The sequence below is a fragment of the Actinoplanes sp. 13 genome, assembly GCF_056134165.1.
Window position 1 is genome coordinate 1 of sequence record NZ_JBVYOQ010000019.1, and the last position, 16935, is coordinate 16935.

The 16935-nt window shown below is 71.2% G+C and carries 10 protein-coding genes and 1 rRNA gene; 8 read left to right on the plus strand and 3 right to left on the minus strand.

Annotated elements, in window-relative coordinates; genetic code table 11:
• Window positions 1-144 precede the first annotated feature (144 nt).
• Window positions 145-261: ribosomal RNA gene (gene rrf, locus AC0NH5_RS29390) — 5S ribosomal RNA — on the plus strand.
• Window positions 262-402: 141 nt separating this feature from the next.
• Here the strand turns inward: rrf and AC0NH5_RS29395 are convergent.
• Window positions 403-1068, minus strand: a complete 666-nt coding sequence (locus AC0NH5_RS29395) for a hypothetical protein (protein WP_474409924.1) — start codon at window positions 1066-1068, stop codon at window positions 403-405.
• 156 nt (window positions 1069-1224) lie between these two features.
• Here AC0NH5_RS29395 and AC0NH5_RS29400 point away from each other — a divergent pair, with 156 nt between their 5' ends.
• From AC0NH5_RS29400 to AC0NH5_RS29410, 3 genes are read left to right on the plus strand one after another with little or no spacing between them, the layout of a single operon-like run.
• Window positions 1225-3855: a valine--tRNA ligase gene (locus tag AC0NH5_RS29400; protein ID WP_474409925.1), complete on the plus strand. Its 2631-nt coding sequence runs from the start codon at window positions 1225-1227 to the stop codon at window positions 3853-3855.
• A 23-nt stretch (window positions 3856-3878) separates the two neighbouring features.
• Window positions 3879-5204: a bifunctional folylpolyglutamate synthase/dihydrofolate synthase gene (locus tag AC0NH5_RS29405; protein ID WP_474409926.1), complete on the plus strand. Its 1326-nt coding sequence runs from the start codon at window positions 3879-3881 to the stop codon at window positions 5202-5204.
• The gene (locus tag AC0NH5_RS29410) at window positions 5201-5596 is read left to right on the plus strand and encodes a DUF4233 domain-containing protein (protein ID WP_474409927.1); all 396 of its coding nucleotides are present in this window, start codon (window positions 5201-5203) and stop codon (window positions 5594-5596) included. Before AC0NH5_RS29405 ends, AC0NH5_RS29410 begins: the two co-directional genes overlap by 4 nt.
• Before the next feature lie 134 nt (window positions 5597-5730).
• On the opposite strand, the gene AC0NH5_RS29415 is transcribed toward AC0NH5_RS29410, so the two are convergent.
• Window positions 5731-8835, minus strand: a complete 3105-nt coding sequence (locus AC0NH5_RS29415; RefSeq protein WP_474409929.1) for a VOC family protein — start codon at window positions 8833-8835, stop codon at window positions 5731-5733.
• Between the two features lie 150 nt (window positions 8836-8985).
• On the opposite strand from AC0NH5_RS29415, the gene ndk reads away from it, so the two are divergent.
• The 4 genes from ndk to AC0NH5_RS29435 all read left to right on the plus strand — a co-directional run bounded on the left by ndk (window position 8986) and on the right by AC0NH5_RS29435 (window position 15331).
• A complete protein-coding gene (gene ndk / locus AC0NH5_RS29420) occupies window positions 8986-9402 on the plus strand; it encodes a nucleoside-diphosphate kinase (RefSeq protein WP_474409931.1) in 417 nt (138 codons plus the stop codon).
• Between the two features lie 57 nt (window positions 9403-9459).
• Window positions 9460-10980 (plus strand): alkaline phosphatase D family protein, encoded by a 1521-nt coding sequence (locus AC0NH5_RS29425; protein WP_474409933.1) that lies wholly within the window; start codon window positions 9460-9462, stop codon window positions 10978-10980.
• 410 nt (window positions 10981-11390) lie between these two features.
• Window positions 11391-14507 (plus strand): isoleucine--tRNA ligase, encoded by a 3117-nt coding sequence (gene ileS / locus AC0NH5_RS29430; protein ID WP_474409935.1) that lies wholly within the window; start codon window positions 11391-11393, stop codon window positions 14505-14507.
• A gap of 146 nt (window positions 14508-14653) precedes the next feature.
• Window positions 14654-15331: a lysophospholipid acyltransferase family protein gene (locus AC0NH5_RS29435; RefSeq protein ID WP_474410147.1), complete on the plus strand. Its 678-nt coding sequence runs from the start codon at window positions 14654-14656 to the stop codon at window positions 15329-15331.
• A 97-nt stretch (window positions 15332-15428) separates the two neighbouring features.
• On the opposite strand, the gene AC0NH5_RS29440 is transcribed toward AC0NH5_RS29435, so the two are convergent.
• Window positions 15429-16793 carry a hypothetical protein gene (locus AC0NH5_RS29440; RefSeq protein WP_474409937.1) on the minus strand — a complete coding sequence of 455 codons (1365 nt, stop codon included), beginning with the start codon at window positions 16791-16793 and terminating at the stop codon, window positions 15429-15431.
• Between the last annotated feature and the right edge of the window lie 142 nt (window positions 16794-16935).

The following is a 16935-nucleotide window of genomic DNA, read 5'->3' on the forward strand; positions in this document are numbered from 1 at the left end:
AATAGGCCGAGGGCTTAACCACCCTAAACATTGCGCTTGCGTCCACTGTGTGATTCACAGCAAACGAACAACCACCCTTTGGTGGTGTGGCCGGTAACCGGTCGTACCCTAAGGTTGTTGGATGTTTGTGGTGCTGATGGTTGTTTCGGTGGTCATAGCGGTGGGGAAACGCCCGGTCTCATTCCGAACCCGGTAGCTAAGCCCGCCAGCGCCGATGGTACTGCACTCGGGAGGGTGTGGGAGAGTAGGACGCCGCCGGACTCAACGTGAACAGAAAGGCCCACCCGAACATTCGGGTGGGCCTTTCTGCATTCCCCAGGCGCCAACCCTGTGTGTGAAGTTGAGGTGCGAATCCGACCACAACTTCACACACTGGTTTGAGGCGGCGACGACAGGGGTTTGTCAGTCTCGGGTCTGGGCGGCTTTGCGGATCTCGAGCATGAGCGGCGCCGCGGCGGACTCGGTCTGGTCGGGGAACATCGCCAGCGCGAGGCTCCCGTGGTCCGCCCAGCCGCAGACGGTGAGATCAGTGCCCTCGGAGTGCGTGACGCCGCACTTCATCACGCCGCCGAGCTCGCCGGCCTCGACCTCCCGCAGGTCGGTCACCGCACCCTCCTCGTCGGAGATGAGCTCGAACGAGGTGTCCAGGTCCGTCTCGGGCGACCACAGCAGCGTCGTGCCGCCGAAGAACAGCACGCTCTTGCCGTCCGGTGCGGAGTAGACGGCACCGACCGTCTTGTCCATCGTGATCTCGGCCGAGAGGGCGCCCTGCAGGTAGTCCGCGGTGGCGGAGGCGTCTTCGCTGCTGTTTATCTTGAGCTGGCCGACCTGGGGCGGTGCGGAGAGCGTCGTGTCCCGTTGCGAGTTGACCTTGAAGGCGAACCAGCCGAGGGTGGCCACACCGGCGAGGGACACGACGAGCAGGGCGCTCAGGACGACGGTCCGGACCTTGCTGCGGGACTCGTCGGTCTCCGGCTCCTCGCCCTCGGCCCCGGTGCCGAGCCGGAACGGGGCCTCGTCGATCTCGATCGGCGCGCTCTCCTCCGGTCCAGGCTCGGGATCAGGCAAGGACGCCGGCGAGGACGCGGGCGGAGCCGCCGGCGAAGAAGGGTCCGCGGATGAAGGGATGTGCTGGCCACGGTCCGACATCCGGCGAGCCTACCGTCCCCCCTCGGAAGGAGGTGCCAATACCAGTCCCTCGGCGGGGCTCCGTAGACTTGTCGGGTGACCGATGCAACCGAAGCCCGTACCCCCGACAGCCGGCCCACCGGTGGCCTCTCCGCCCAGTACCAGCCGGGCGAGGTAGAGCAGCGGCGGTACGAGCGTTGGGTATCGGAGGGCTACTTCACCGCCGACCCGAAGAGCGACAAGCCGCCGTTCACCATCGTCATCCCGCCGCCCAACGTGACCGGCTCGCTGCACGTCGGGCACGCCCTGGACCACACCATCCAGGACACGCTGATCCGGTTGAAGCGGATGCAGGGTTACGAGGTGCTCTGGCTGCCGGGCATGGACCACGCCGGCATCGCGACGCAGAACGTGGTCGAGCGCAAGCTTGCCGAGCAGCAGCTGTCCCGGCACGACCTGGGCCGGGAGAAGTTCGTCGAGCGGGTCTGGGAGTGGAAGGCCGAGTCCGGCGGCGCGATCCTCGGGCAGATGCGGCGGCTCGGCGACTCGGTCGACTGGTCCCGTGAGCGCTTCACCATGGACGAGGGCCTGTCCCGCGCAGTGCAGACGATCTTCAAGCGGCTGTACGACGACGAGCTCATCTACCGGGCCAACCGCATCATCAACTGGTGCCCGCGCTGTCTCACCGCGCTCAGCGACATCGAGGTCGAGCACACCGACGACGAGGGCGAGCTGGTCTCCATCCGCTACGGCGAGGGGGAGAACGCGATCGTCGTCGCCACCACCCGGGCCGAGACGATGCTCGGTGACACCGCGGTGGCCGTGCACCCCGACGACGAGCGTTACCAGCACCTCGTCGGCACCGAGGTGGAGCTGCCGCTGACCGGCCGGCGCATCCCGATCGTGGCCGACGAGCACGTCGACCCGTCGTTCGGCACCGGCGCGGTGAAGGTGACCCCGGCACACGACCCGAACGACTTCGAGATCGGCCAGCGGCACGGGCTGCCCAGTCCCGCCATCATGAACGAGCGCGCGGTCATCACCGTACCCGGGCCGTTCGAAGGTCTTGATCGGTACGAAGCGCGACCGGCCATCGTGGCCGCCCTTCGTGAGCAGGGCCGGATCGTCGCCGAGAAGCGTCCCTATGTGCACTCCGTCGGGCACTGCTCGCGTTGCAAGACCACGGTTGAGCCGCGGCTGTCGCTGCAGTGGTTCGTCAACACCGGCCCGCTGGCGAAGGCGGCCGGCGACGCGGTGCGCGACGGCCGGGTGCGGATCGAGCCGGTCGAGCTGTCGAAGCGGTACTTCGCCTGGGTCGACAACATGCACGACTGGTGCATCTCACGTCAGCTGTGGTGGGGGCACCGCATCCCGGTCTGGTACGGCCCGGACGGTGAAGTCGTCTGCGTCGGGCCGGACGAGCAGCCGCCGTCGGGTGCGGGCTGGCGCCAGGACGAGGACGTCCTCGACACCTGGTTCTCCTCCGGGCTGTGGCCGTTCTCCACGCTGGGCTGGCCGGAGCAGACCGCCGAGCTGGAGAAGTTCTACCCGACCAGCGTGCTGGTCACCGGGTACGACATCCTCTTCTTCTGGGTCGCCCGGATGATGATGTTCGGCCTGTACGCGATGGACGGGAAGCAGCCGTTCGACGTGGTCAATCTGCACGGCATGGTCCGAGACCAGTTCGGCAAGAAGATGTCGAAGTCGTTCGGCAACGTCGTGGACCCGCTCGACTGGATCGACCGGTACGGCGCCGACGCCACCCGCTTCACGCTGGCCCGCGGCGCCAACCCCGGCTCCGACGTGCCGGTCAGCGAGGAGTGGTGCCAGGGCTCCCGTAACTTCTGCAACAAGCTGTGGAACGCCACCCGGTTCGCGCTGATGAACGGCGCGACCGTGGACGGGCCGCTGCCGGAAGCCGCCGAGCTGTCCGCGGTCGACAAGTGGGTGCTGTCCCGCCTGCAGCACACCATCGCCGAGGTCAACGAGCAGTTCGACTCGTACGAGTACGCGAAGGTCTGCGACACGCTCTACCACTTCGCGTGGGACGACGTCTGCGACTGGTACCTCGAGCTGAGCAAGCCGGTGCTGGCCGAGGGTGGCGCGGCCACCCGGCGGGTGCTGGGTCACGTGCTCGACCAGCTGCTCCGGCTGCTGCACCCGGTGATCCCGTTCGTCACCGAGGAGCTGTGGATCGCACTCACCGGCGGCGAGACCGTCGGGCGGGCCGCCTGGCCGGCCGTCGACCACGCCCTCGTCGACGACGCGGCCGAGGAGGAGGTGGCTGCCCTGCAGAAGGTCGTCACCGAGGTGCGGCGGTTCCGGTCCGATCAGGGACTCAAGCCGAGCCAGCGGGTCACCGCGGCACTCACCGGCCTGGGCAACGTCGGCATCGACACGCACGAGCCGCTGATCCGCTCGCTGGCCCGGCTCGACGCGCCCGGCGCCGACTTCGCGGCCACCGCCACGCTCGCGGTGACCGGGGGCATCACGGTCGACCTGGACACCCGGGGCGCGATCGACGTCGCGGCCGAGCGGGCCCGGCTGGAGAAGGACCGGGCGGCCGCCGAGAAGGAGGCCACCCAGTGCCGTGCCAAGCTCGGCAACGAGGCGTTCGTCGGCAAGGCCCCCGAGCAGGTCGTCGCGAAGATCAAGGACCGTCTGGCGACGGCCGAGGCCGACCTGGTCCGGATCGCCGCCGCCCTGGAAGCACTTCCGTCCGCCTGAGTAGGGCTTGAAGAAAGCTGAGCATGAGCGAGTACACCGAGGTCGAGGCCGCACTCAACGAGCGCGGCTTCACCCGCATGGTCTTCGACATGCAGAAGATCCGGGATCTGATGGACGTGCTGGGCAGCCCTCAACGGGCGTACCCGGCCGTCCACCTGACCGGCACCAACGGCAAGACCAGCACGGCCCGCATGATCGACGCGTTGCTCCGGGCGCACGGTCTGCACACCGGCCGCTACACCAGCCCGCACCTGGAGACGGTCCGGGAACGGATCAGCCTCGACGGCGAGCCGGTGTCCGAGGAGCGGCTGGTCACCACGTACAACGAGGTGGCCCCGCTCGCCGACCTGATCGACGCGCGCAACCCGGAACCGCTGACCTACTTCGACATGACGACCGCGATGGCATACGCGACGTTCGCGGACGCGCCGGTCGACATCGCGGTGGTCGAAGTCGGACTCGGCGGCGAGGAGGACGCCACCAACGTCATCGAGGCGGGGGTGTGCGTGCTCACGCCGATCGGGCTGGACCACACCGAGTGGCTCGGCGACACCATCGAGGACATCGCCTGGCACAAGGTCGGCATCATCCACCAGGGTGCCACCGTGATCACCGCGCTGCAGACCGAGGAGGCCATGCGGCCCATCCTCGAACGCTGCGCGGACATGGGCGCGACCCTCGCCCGCGAGGGCAGCGAATTCGGCATCGTCGAGCGGACCCAGGCGGTCGGCGGCCAGGTGCTCACCCTGCAAGGGCTCGGCGGGGTGTACGAGGAGGTCTTCCTGCCTCTCTTCGGCGCCCACCAGGCGCAGAACGCGGCGCTGGCGCTCGCCGCGGTCGAGGCGTTCCTCGGCGCCGGCCCCGGCAAGCAGCTGGAGATCGACCTGGTCCGTGAGGGCTTCGCCGAGGTCGACTCGCCGGGACGCCTGGAACGCGTCCGCAGCGCGCCGGCCATCCTGCTCGACGGCGCGCACAACCCGCACGGCATGGCCGCCACGGTGGCCGCGCTGGAGGAGGAGTTCAGCTTCCGCCACCTCGTCGCGGTGCTCGCGGTGTTCGCCGACAAGGACGTCACCGGCCTGCTCGACCTGCTGGAGCCGGTGGTCGCCCGGATCGTCGTCACGCAGAACAGCTCGAACCGCTCGATGACCGCTGAAGAGCTGGGGCAGCATGCGGTCGCGGTCTTCGGGGAGGACCGGGTCACGGTCGCGGCGAACATGCCGGACGCCATCGAGGAAGCCGTGGTGCTGGCCGAGGAGGACGCGTCCGGTGAGATGAGCGGCGTCGGTGTGCTGGTCACCGGCTCGGTGGTCACCGTCGCCGACGCGCGGAAGCTGCTCAAACGATGACCGGCCCCGAGGAAGGCACGATGCCGGCGGAGGGCGAGCCCACTGCCGCGGCGCGGCCTTCCGGCCTTCGCAACCCCCAGGCGGCTGTACGAGGACTCGGCGCCGGCACGTTGGCGCTGGAGGCGATCGTGCTGCTCCTGGCCATCCAGCCGATCCGCATCCTGGGCGGCGACCTCAGCGGCTGGGGTGTGGCGGCGGTGATCGCGCTGGCCGTCCTGGCGGCCCTGCTGGCCGGGATGATGCGCCACAGCTGGGCGTGGACGGCCGGCGCGGTGCTCCAGGGGCTGCTCATCGCCTGCGGGCTGCTGCACTGGTCGCTTGCGGTCATCGGGCTCCTGTTCGGTGCGGCCTGGGGTTACGCCGCCTACGTTCGCCGGTCGATCCTCGGCTGATCCGCGCCCTTCATCCCGCTTCGGGTGGAAGGGCGCGGCCCAGCGCCGCGCCGGTGTAAGGGCGGCCCAGCGTCGCGTCCGGTTCCTGAGTGCTGCCGGCGGAAACCCACGATGGGTGCCGGTTCGTCAGCGCGTCAGCGGACGGCCCGCCACTGGGTGATGGCGATGTTGTGGTTGTCCGGGTCCCGGAAGGTGGCGGACCACAGCTCCAGCTTGTCGCCACGGTTCATCGAGCGCGGGGTGTGAACGAACTTGACGCCCTTCTCGCGCAGCTCGTCGTAGACGGCCTGAACGTCGCCGACCTCGAGGTTCAGATGGATCAGGCGGCCGGCTTCGGCGGCGAGGTTGTGCACGGTACGCAGCACGATCCGGGTGTCGCCGGACGCGAGCACCGCACTCTCGTCGCCGTTGTCGATCTCGAAGAAGCCGAGGATGTCCCGGTAGAACGTGACCGACCGATCGAGGTCGGTGACCAGGACGGTGATGCCCACACCGTGGATCGCGCCGGCCGGCCCGGGGCGGGCGCTCGGATAGGCGGTGATGACCTCGCCCACCTGGTCGTCCGGCTCCGAGGCACCGCCGAAGTCTCCCCACGGGCTGCCGGTCCGGGCCGGGGCAGCCGGTTCCGTCTCGCCGGCTGAGGCGCTGGAAGCCGGCGTGCCTGTGCTCATCAACGGTGTGATGACCGGCGGAGCGGGTGCTTCCGGCGGGGCCGCGCTTGCGGTGGGTGCTTCCGGCGTGGCCGCGCTTGCGGTGGGCGCTTGCGGCGGGGGCGTGTTTGCGGCGGGCGCTTGCGGCGGGGCCGCGCTTGCGGTGGGCGCGGTCAGCGGGACGGCGGCGGCGGGGATCGCGTCCTCCGAGAACGTGGTGATGCGGTCGGGCGCGGTGCCTGTGTCCGGGGGTGGCAGCGGCTCCGTGACGTCGGACGGTGGGTCAGCCGGAAGATCGCCGGGCACCTCGGCGGCCGGGGGCGCGATGACACCGTCGGCCATGGCCCGGGTCGCGGGAAGCTCGGCTTCGGGCGCCTGGTCCGGGTTGTCGGTCAGGGGGATGTCGACGGGGTCGTCGGCTGCGGCACGGGTGGTTGCCGGCGCGGGCTCGTCGAGGGGGATGTCGATCTCGTCGATCGGGGTGGCCGGTCGCGGGATCTCCGGCGGTGGTGCGGTGGGGAAGGGCCGGTCCGGCTCCGGGGCGACGGGCGGGGTGGTGACCGGAGCGGGCACCGGCGAGGACACGGGCTCGGGGCGGGGCGTGGGACGGACCGCGGTCGGCGTGGGCTCCGGGCGGCCGGCCTGGTCGGCGAGGAACTGTTCGGTGACCTCGTCGGGCTGGGAGTAGAAGCGGGTCCGGCCGGGGGGCGTCTCCGGCTGGTGTGCCGGTTCGCTGTCGTCCGGGAGCGCGTCCCGGTCTGCGGGGGGAGCAGGGTCTCCGGTGCCGGCGCCGGTGCCGGTGCCGGCGCCGGTGCCGGTGCCGGTGCCGGTGCCGGTGTCAGGGCCCGGGCCAGGGCCGGTGCGGGTGGCGGGCCACGCGACCGTGTCGGCTTCGGCGGCCGGGTCCTTGGGGGAACTCTTGGCGGCCGGTCGCCGGTCCCAGATGCTCTTGGCCGCCGCGACGGTTGCCGCCGCGGCGCCCGCGACGAAGGCGCCGGTGACGCCGGCTGCTGACCGGCCGGTGGGCGAGTCGGGCTTGTCGTCCGCGCGCGGCTCGGGGGCATCGGCTGTGTGGGGCTGGGCAGCGGACGAGCTCACGGTGTCGGTTGCCCGGGTCGCGGGCGGAGCGCTGGGTGCCTCCGCTGCGGGAGGTTCCGCGGGGGCGCCGGTGGGCGCCCAGGCGGTTGTGGCGTCGGCCGGGCGGGCGGGGCGGTCGGGCTCGTCCAGCGGGATGTCGAGCAGGAGGTCGGCGTCAGACCGGGCAGTCTCGGACGGGGCAGTCTCGGACCGGTCGGACTCGGACTGGTCGGATTCGGACTGGACGGTCTCGGACTGGTCGGACTCGGGCTGGGCGGATTCGCGCCGGAGGGACTCGAGCCGGGCGTACTCAGGCCGGGTCGCCTCGGGCCGGCCGGCTCCGGTTCGGGTCGAGCCGGGCTCGGCGGCTGCGAAGTGGGTGGACTCCGACTCGGCCGGCGGGCGCTGCGTCGGAGGGCGACCGGTGGTGGCCGTGGCGGCAGCAGGGGTGGCGGCAGCAGCGGTGGTGGTGGTGGTGGCCGTGGGTGCGTCCGGCTCGGGCGTGGGCTCGCCGGGGGCGCCCGACGTCGGGTCCGCCCGCTCCGCGGTCGCGGTGGCCCCGCTGCTGCGGCGCTTGGGGCTGGGCCGGGTGCCGGGAGCGCGGCCGGCGGTGTAAGAACCGCTGGGAGCGGCGCCGGAGGCGTAGGAACCGCCCCCGGAGGTGGGGGTGTAGGAGGCGGAGTAGGAGCCAGGTGGTGGCGGGGGCGGGAAGTCGTCGGCCGCCTCACCGGGCGCCGGTTCGGCGGGGGTGAAATGGCTGGCGCCGGGCGCACGGCGGGGGAGGGGCGTGGGCTCTTCGGCCCCGCTGACCAGCTGGCCCTCCACTATCGTGCCGGTGGGTGTGTCGCGGACCACCACCGGCGCGGTGACCCGGCCGTCGTCGAAGCCGGCCGCGGGGCGCGGGCCGGGCGGCGGCGGTGGGGGCGGCGACGCCGGGTCTTCGGGGTCGAAGACCCAGTCCCGGTCGCGGCCCTCCCACGGCGTGGGGCCGACGGCGCCGAGCACGTCGTCGTCGAACTCGTCCTGGTCGGCGGCGGCCGGTGGTGGCGGCAGCGGCGGTTCGGCGCTCTCGTCGCGCAGGCTGGCGTCGTTCCAGTTCACGCGGACGCGCCGGGTGTCGTCGACGTCCACGGTGATCGGCACGGTGGCGCCGGGGACCGGCCATTTCGGGACCGGGATGCGGGACTCGCGGATCACCGTGTCGAAGGTGCCGAGGCCGGGGGCCACCACGATCGCCTCGATGTCGGCGCGACCGTACGCGGCGGAGACCGGGGGCGGCGGTATCGAGACGACCTCCGCGTTGCCGGCCACGGTGGCGCGACCACCCCGGCGGCCGGAGACCGGCACCAGCGCCAGGGCTATGGCCACGAGCAGGACCGCGACGCCGAAGAAGGCGACCGCTCCGCTCGACATGCCGAGCCCGAAAACGATCACGAAGACCGCGAGCGTGCCCATGACCGCCGCCACCAGTTTGCGGGCGGGTGCGATGGGCCGGCCGGTCTGGTTCGCCACTGTGGACCTCCCGGTTGTTCCCGTCAGGTTATTGCCCGCCGGTGGCTCCGCGAAAGTACGCCGTTCCGGGCATCGCCGCTCGCCCCGTTCGTGGTACCGATAGGCTGAACCTCCCGCGTGTCGCGGCAGTCGTCTTTACGGAGGAACCGCGTGTCCAGCACCACCGAGCGTTCGCTCGTCCTCGTCAAGCCGGATGCGGTCCGCCGCGGCCTGCTCGGCGAGATTCTGTCCCGCTTCGAGCGTAAGGGTCTGGTCATCGAGGCGCTGGAATTGCGCACGATGGACTCCTCCCTGGCCGACGAGCACTACGCCGAGCACGTCGACAAGGCCTTCTACCCGCCGCTGAAGGACTTCATGACGAGCGGGCCGCTGGCCGCCCTGGTGCTCTCCGGCGGCTCGGTGATCGAGGTGGTGCGCGCGATGATCGGCGCCACCGACGGGCGGAAGGCGGCTGCCGGGACGATCCGCGGCGACCTGGCCCTCTCCAACCGGGAGAACCTGGTGCACGCCTCCGACTCCCCGGAGAGCGCCCAGCGCGAGCTGGCCCTCTGGTTCCCCAAGCTCTGACGAACGGTTCAGGCGACGGCCACCCGGCGGCCAGATCGGATCGATAGACACCTCGGTATGTCTTCGATCTCACGACGTGACCTGTTGCGCGCCGGCCTGGCGGGTGGCGTCGCCGGCGCCGTGTTCGAGGCGCCGGCGTTCTCCGCCGGCGCGGCCCGGCCGCGGCTCACCCACGGCGTGCAGAGCGGCGACGCGACCAGCAACTCGGCGGTCGTGTGGGGCCGGGCGGACCGGCCCGGACGGCTCTGGGTGCAGACCAGCCGGCGGCCCGACTTCCGCGGGTCCCGGGTGATCCGCGGCCCGGTGGTCACCCCGGCGACCGACTTCACCGGCAAGGTGCGGCTGCGTGGCCTCCCGGACGGCGAGCGGATCTTCTACCGGGTGAAGGTGGAGAGCCTGGACCGGCCGGGACTGTTCAGTGCCCCGGTCACCGGCCGGCTGGCCACCGCGCCCACGCGCCGGCAGGATGTCCGGTTCGTCTGGACCGGTGACGTGGTGGGGCAGGGCTGGGGGATCGACCCCGCCTTCGGCGGGATGCGGATCTTCGAGTCGATGCGGCGCCGGCGGCCGGACTTCCTGCTGCACAGCGGCGACACGGTGTACGCCGACGGCCCGCTCACCGAGACTGTCGCGCTCCCGGACGGCCGCGTCTGGCGGAACCTGATGACCGACGCCAAGGCGAAGGTGGCCGAGACCCTCGACGAGTTCCGCGGGCAGTACGCGTACAACCTGCTGGACGAGCACTACCGCCGGTTCGCGGCCGAGGTGCCGCAGATCAACCAGTGGGACGACCACGAGGTCACCAACAACTGGTACCCCGGCGAGATCCTGACCGACGCCCGGTACACCGAGAAGCGGGTGGACGTGCTCGCCACCCGGGCGCGGCAGGCGTACCTGGAGTGGCTGCCGCTGCCGGGCAGCACCGCGCCGATCTACCGGAAGATCTCGTACGGGCCACTGCTCGACGTGTTCGTGCTGGACATGCGCACCCGCAAGGATCCCAACGACGGCAACACATACGCCGACCCGCAGCGCGGCCTGCTCGGCACGCTGCAGCGGCAGTGGCTGATCGACGGTCTCCGCCGCAGCCGTGCCACCTGGAAGGTGATCGCCGCGGACCTGCCGCTCGGTCTCGTGGTGCCGGACGGCGCGACCGCCCAGGAAGGGGTCGCGCAGGGTGACCCGGGCGCGCCGCTGGGCCGGGAGCTGGAGTTCGCCGAGGTGCTGCGGGCGGCGCACCGGCACCGGGTGGAGGGCATCGTCTTCCTCACCGCAGACGTGCACTACACCGCGGCGCACCACTACGACCCGGCGCGGGCCGCCGTGCGGGACTTCACGCCGTTCTGGGAGTTCGTCTCGGGGCCGGCGCACGCCGGCGCCTTCGGGCCGAACGCGCTGGACGGCACGTTCGGTCCCGAGGCGGTCTTCGTGAACGCGCCGCCGGTGGCGAACACATCCCCGGCGGGCGGCTTCCAGCATTTCGGCGAGGTGTCGATCGACGGGGAGTCGGGCGCGTTCACGGTGCACCTGCGTGACCGGGACGGCGCGAGCCTCTGGTCCACCACCCTGCACCCGTAACTCACGGCGAGTGTGGTGACTTGGGGTTCGCACGGGACCCCAAGTCGGCACGCTGGGGTTGGCAGCTCCGCCCGGCGGTGGCGGCAAAGGCGTGACCAGCGACGTAGGTCGCGGGGGAGCCACGGGTGCTTGCGTAGGTCGTACTACATGGGGGTGGGGGTGATGCGGATGAGGGAATGGCGGGCCGCCCGGTATCGTTGTCGGCACGCAGGCATTGAACCGGCCATCACCGGGGAGCCTCCGGAAGAACGGGTTCCGCTCCGGCGGCCCTAGTAGAACCGGGCGGACCGGACCGCGTGCAGATCCGGCGAATGAGCGGGCGGGGCGACCCGTCAAGCGAGGTGGTACCGCGGGCGCACAACGCTCGTCCTCGCAGTCACGACATGTGAACTGCTTGAGGAGAACTACCGATGGCCTATCCGAAGCACAGTGATGCGACCGGCGTGCCGGCGTCGCCGGACCTGCCGGCGGTCGAACGCGGGGTCCTCGACCACTGGGCGTCCGACAAGACGTTCGAGGCCTCCGTCGCGCAGCGGCCGGCCGGGGACAACGGCACCAACGAGTACGTGTTCTACGACGGCCCGCCGTTCGCGAACGGGCTGCCGCACTACGGGCACCTCTTCACCGGTTATGTGAAGGACCTGGTCCCGCGCTATCAGACGATGCGCGGCAAGCGGGTGGAGCGGCGGTTCGGCTGGGACACGCACGGCCTGCCCGCCGAGGTGGAGGCGGAGAAGCAGCTCGGCATCACGACGAAGGCGCAGATCGTCGATCTGGGTATCGACAAGTTCAACGAGGCCTGCCGGACGTCGGTGCTCGCGTACACCAAGGACTGGGAGCGTTACGTCACGCGCCAGGCCCGGTGGGTGGATTTCGCGGACGACTACAAGACGCTGGACCCGAATTACATGGAGTCGGTCATGTGGGCGTTCAAGACGCTGCATGACAAGGGCCTGGTCTATGAGGGCTTCCGCGTTCTGGCCTACTGCTTCCGGTGCGAGACGCCGTTGTCGAACACCGAGACGCGGATGGACGACGTCTATCGGGATCGGACGGATCCGGCGCTGACGGTGAAGTTCCGGCTGGATTCCGGCGAGGACATCGCGGTGTGGACGACGACGCCGTGGACGCTGCCGTCGAACCTCGCGCTGGCAGTGGGCCCCTCGATCGAATATGCCGTCCTCTCCGACGAGAACGGTCAGAAGCTGCTGCTGGGTGCGTCGCGTGTCGCGGCTTACGCGAAGGAGCTGGAGGGCTACGAGCAGGTCGGCACAGTGCTCGGCGAAGAGCTGGTCGGGCGCCGTTACACGCCGCTGTTCGACTTCCTGGTCGAGGCCGGCGGGGAGAACGCCTTCCAGGTGCTCGGCGCCGAGTTCGTCACCACCGAGGACGGCACCGGGGTGGTGCACATGGCGCCCGCCTTCGGTGAGGACGACCAGAACACCTGCAACGCGGCCGGCATCCCGACCGTGGTGACCGTCGACGACCACACCCGGTTCACCGCGCTGGTCCCGGACTTCCAGGGCCTGCAGGTCTTCGACGCCAACAAGCCGGTGATCGCCACGCTGAAGGAGCGCGGCGTGGTGCTGCGCCACGACGGGTACACGCACTCGTACCCGCACTGCTGGCGCTGTGACACCCCGCTCGTCTACAAGGCCGTGTCCTCGTGGTTCGTGGCGGTGACGCAGTTCCGGGACCGGATGGTCGAGCTGAACCAGGAGATCAACTGGACGCCAGGGCACATCAAGGACGGCTCGTTCGGCAAGTGGCTGTCCAACGCGCGTGACTGGTCGATCTCCCGGAACCGGTTCTGGGGTTCGCCGATCCCGGTGTGGAAGTCGGACGACCCGAACTACCCACGGGTCGACGTCTACGGCTCCTTCGCGGAGATGGAGCGCGACTTCGGGGTGAAGGTCACCGACCTGCACCGGCCGTACGTCGACGAGCTGACCCGGCCGAACCCGGACGACCCGACCGGGAAGTCCACGATGCGGCGCGTGCCCGAGGTGCTGGACTGCTGGTTCGAGTCCGGGTCGATGCCGTTCGCCCAGGTGCACTACCCGTTCGAGAACAAGGACTGGTTCGAGCACCACTACCCGGGCGACTTCATCGTCGAGTACATCGGGCAGACGCGTGGCTGGTTCTACACCATGCACGTGCTGGCGACGGCGCTGTTCGACCGGCCGGCGTTCCGGAACTGCCTGAGCCACGGCATCCTGCTGGGCGAGGACGGCCGGAAGATGTCGAAGTCGCTGCGCAACTATCCGGACGTGTACCGGGTCTTCGACACGTACGGCTCGGACGCCATGCGCTGGATGCTGATGTCGTCGCCGGTGCTGCGCGGTGGGGACATGCCGGTCACCGAGCCGGCGATCCGCGACTCGGTGCGGCAGGTGCTGCTGCCGCTCTGGAACGTCTGGTACTTCTTCAGCCTCTACGCCAACGCTTCCGGCTATGAGGCGAAGTTCCGGACCGACTCCACGCATCTGCTCGACCGTTATGTGCTCGCGAAGACCCGTGAGCTGGTCACCGACGTGCAGCGCCAGATGGACGACTACGACATCTCCGGTGCGGCGGCCTCGGTCCGCTCGTACCTGGACGCCCTGACCAACTGGTACGTCCGCCGTTCCCGGGACCGCTTCTGGGCCGGTGACGAGGACGCGTTCGACACCCTCGCGACCGTGCTGGAGACCCTCTGCCGGGTGGTGGCGCCGCTCGCGCCGCTGACCACCGAGGAGATCTGGCGCGGCCTGACCGGCGGCCGGTCGGTGCACCTGACCGACTGGCCCTCGGCCGAGCAGTTCCCGGCCGACCACGAGCTGGTCGCGTCGATGGACGCGATCCGGGACGTGGCCTCGGCGGCGCTGTCGCTGCGCAAGGCGAAGGGCCTGCGGGTCCGGCTGCCGCTCGCGTCGGCGACCGTGGCGACCTCGTCCGGCGCGGCCCTGGCGGGTCTCGGGGATCTGCTCAAGGACGAGATCAACGTGAAGGACGTGGTCTTCACCGACGACGTCGCGGCGTACTGCCGGCAGGTGCTGACCGTCGTGCCCCGCGCGCTCGGCCCCCGGGTCGGCAAGCAGGTGCAGCAGGTGATCAAGGCGGTCAAGTCCGGCGACTGGCAGCTGGTCGAGGGCGCTCCGGTCGCGGCCGGTGTCACGCTCGCCGAGGGGGAGTACGAGCTGAAGCTGGTCGCGGCCGACGTGGAGAACTCCGCGCCGCTGCCGGACGGCGGAGGCGTCGTGGTGCTGGACACCGTCGTCACCCCGGCCCTCGCGGCCGAGGGCCTGGCCCGCGACGTGATCCGGGTCGTGCAGCAGGCCCGTCGCGACGCCGGCCTGGACGTCAGCGACCGCATCTCGCTCGAGCTGTCGGCATCGCCGGCGGTGCGCGAGGCGGTCGAGGCGCACCGGGAGTTCGTCGCCGGCGAAACCCTGGCCACGTCTCTGTCGTTCAGTGATCTCGACGGCGGTTTCGCCGGTGAGGTCGGCGACGGCGAGCAGGTCGCGGTCAAGGTCACAGCGGGCTGAACAACCGATTGGCCCGGATGTTCGCCCGGTGTGGGCGAATGTCCGGGCCGCGGCGCGAGAACAGTTAGATACTTCAGCCTCGTCGTCCGATAACCTCACAGCACCCCTTTCCTGTACGACCTACCCAGGTGTTCCCGGAGGACGAGTTGCCGCTGCTCTACTCGATCGGCAAAGTCACGGTCGGCAACGTGCTGATGACTGGCTGGCGGCCGCGCGTCGAAGGCCTCGAGCACATACCGCGTACCGGTGGAGCGATCTTCGCCGGCAACCACCTGTCCGTCGCCGACGAGTTGTTCCTCGGCGCGGTCGTGCCCCGCCACCTGGCGTTCTGGGCGAAATCGGACTACTTCACCGGCACCGGTGTCAAAGGCCTCCTCAACCGCAAGCTGATGGAGGGTCTCGGCGCCATCCGCGTCGAGCGGGCCGGCGGGCGCGCCGCGCTCACCGCGTTCGACGCCGCCATCCCGGCGCTGCGCGGCGGTGACCTGGTCGCCGTCTACCCCGAGGGCACCCGCTCGCCCGACGGCCGCCTCTATCGCGGGCGCACCGGCGTGGCCCGCCTGGCGGTGGCCGCCGGCGTGCCGATCATCCCGGTCGGCTCGCTCGGCACCGACAAGGTGCAGCCGATCGGCCGGATGTACCCGAAGCTGATGCGGGACACCATCACGATCAAGTTCGGCAAGCCGATCGACACGATCGGCCGGTCCGAGGACCGGAGCGCGTTGCGCGAGCTCACCGATCAGGTGATGGCCGAGATCCAGAAATTGACCGGCCAGGAGTACGTGCCGCGCTATGCGCCCAAACGCGCGGATCAGACTTCTTAGAGGGTACGGGTCGACGACAGGTCCCGGACTACACCGCGAGCTGAGCGGTGGGTCCGGCCTGTGCCGCGGCCGCCGGGCGGAGCTGCCCGCTCCCGCTTCAGAACGCCGGGGTCAGGACGACGTCGCGCAGCTCGGCCACCAGCTCGGCGCTCTCGGTGAGCGACCGGCGGGTCAGCACGGCGGTGGCCAGGCTGCCGTGGTCGGCCCAGGCGCAGGCGACCACCGCGTTGCCGTCGAGCCGGCCGACGCCGCAGCGCTCGTGCGCGCCGAACTCACCCAGGTCGAACGACTGCACGTCCTTGAGTTTCAGCTCGTCCGTGAGCCGTTCGAGCTGGGCGTCCACGTCGGATCCGGGGGTCAGCCGCCAGCCGGTGACGCCGAAGAGGGTGACGCGTTTGCCGCGCTTGTCGGCATAGATCCCGGCGAACGCGTCCCCCGCCGAACCGGTGTCCTGCAGTTGGCCGGCGAGCCGTTCGGCGGCGCGCTGGCCGGCGGCGGTGTCGCGCAGGTCGAGGTCGGCGAACGAGGACGGCAGGACGGCGGTCACCGGGAACTGGCGTGCCGCCGGGAACTGCCAGTAGGCCAGCGGGCCGCCGCAGCAGAGCACCAGCCCGAGCACGCCGAGCAGGGTCATCCGGCGCATCCAGCGGCGGATCCGGCCGCGGCGCCGGGGCGGGCGGGCCGCCCATGGTGGCGGGGCCGGGCGGCTGGGCACCGGGCGGCCGGGGGCCGGGCGGGTCAGCGCATCCGGGTGGCCGGGCGCCGGGCGCGGCTGGACCGGGATCCGTGGCTGGTCGGCGGTCCCGGCGCGGGCGATCCGCCGCCACGGGCGCAGTTTCGGCGTGCGGGCCGGCGGCAGGCCGGTCCCGGCGGCGGGCGGCGGATAGGTGCCGGGCGGAGGGATGCGCGGGGTGGCGGCCTTCACCGCCTGTTCCGCGGCCTTCGCGGCGGCGATGGCGGCGGCTGTCCGGGCGGCTTCGACGACCTTGGCGCCGGCCGCGAGAGCGTCGGCCATCGCCTTCTCCGCGACGTCCGCCGCCTTCGCCGCCGCCGGGGACGCAGCACCGGGGTGCGATGCGGCCGCCGCGTCGAGCCGGGTGGGCGGCGGGGCGGCGTCGAAGCGTGTGGCCGGCAGATCGACGCCCGGAACGGCTGTCGCGTCCGGCTGGAGGGATTGCGTCGCGTACGTATCCGGCCAGAGCGGGGTGTCCTGGTCCGCCCAAGGGTCGACGGCCGGCATGGTGGCCCAGTCGTCCGGCTCCGCGGGGCCCGGCCGCGTCCCGCTCACGCGGTCGCGCAGGCGCGCCCACCTCGACCGTCGCGGCGCCGCGAGGCGCACCGGGGCGGCGCCGCTCCACCGGGCCGGCAGGTCCAGCGTGGCGGGGTCGCCGGGGTCCTCGGCGCGCGCCGGTCCGGGAGTGCCCGCGACCGTGGTCGGGTCGACCGGTTCCTGGTCGGCCATGGTTTCTCTGCTCCCTCCCGCACGCCTGGAGACGAACGTCTTCTCCCAGGTTAAGGTCGCTGCGCCAGCGGGACGGCCGGGCCGGAACGGGACACCGAACGCGAATGCCGGACAACCAGGGCGATGTGCGAGACGCTCCGGA

Excerpts from the sequence above, each read along its gene's own strand:
- AC0NH5_RS29405 (WP_474409926.1), top strand. The coding sequence starts at position 3,879 with ATGAGCGAGTACACCGAGGTCGAGGCCGCACTCAACGAGCGCGGCTTC.
- AC0NH5_RS29410 (WP_474409927.1), top strand. The coding sequence starts at position 5,201 with ATGACCGGCCCCGAGGAAGGCACGATGCCGGCGGAGGGCGAGCCCACT.
- AC0NH5_RS29425 (WP_474409933.1), top strand. The coding sequence starts at position 9,460 with ATGTCTTCGATCTCACGACGTGACCTGTTGCGCGCCGGCCTGGCGGGT.
- ileS (WP_474409935.1), top strand. The coding sequence starts at position 11,391 with ATGGCCTATCCGAAGCACAGTGATGCGACCGGCGTGCCGGCGTCGCCG.
- AC0NH5_RS29440 (WP_474409937.1), bottom strand. The coding sequence starts at position 16,793 with ATGGCCGACCAGGAACCGGTCGACCCGACCACGGTCGCGGGCACTCCC.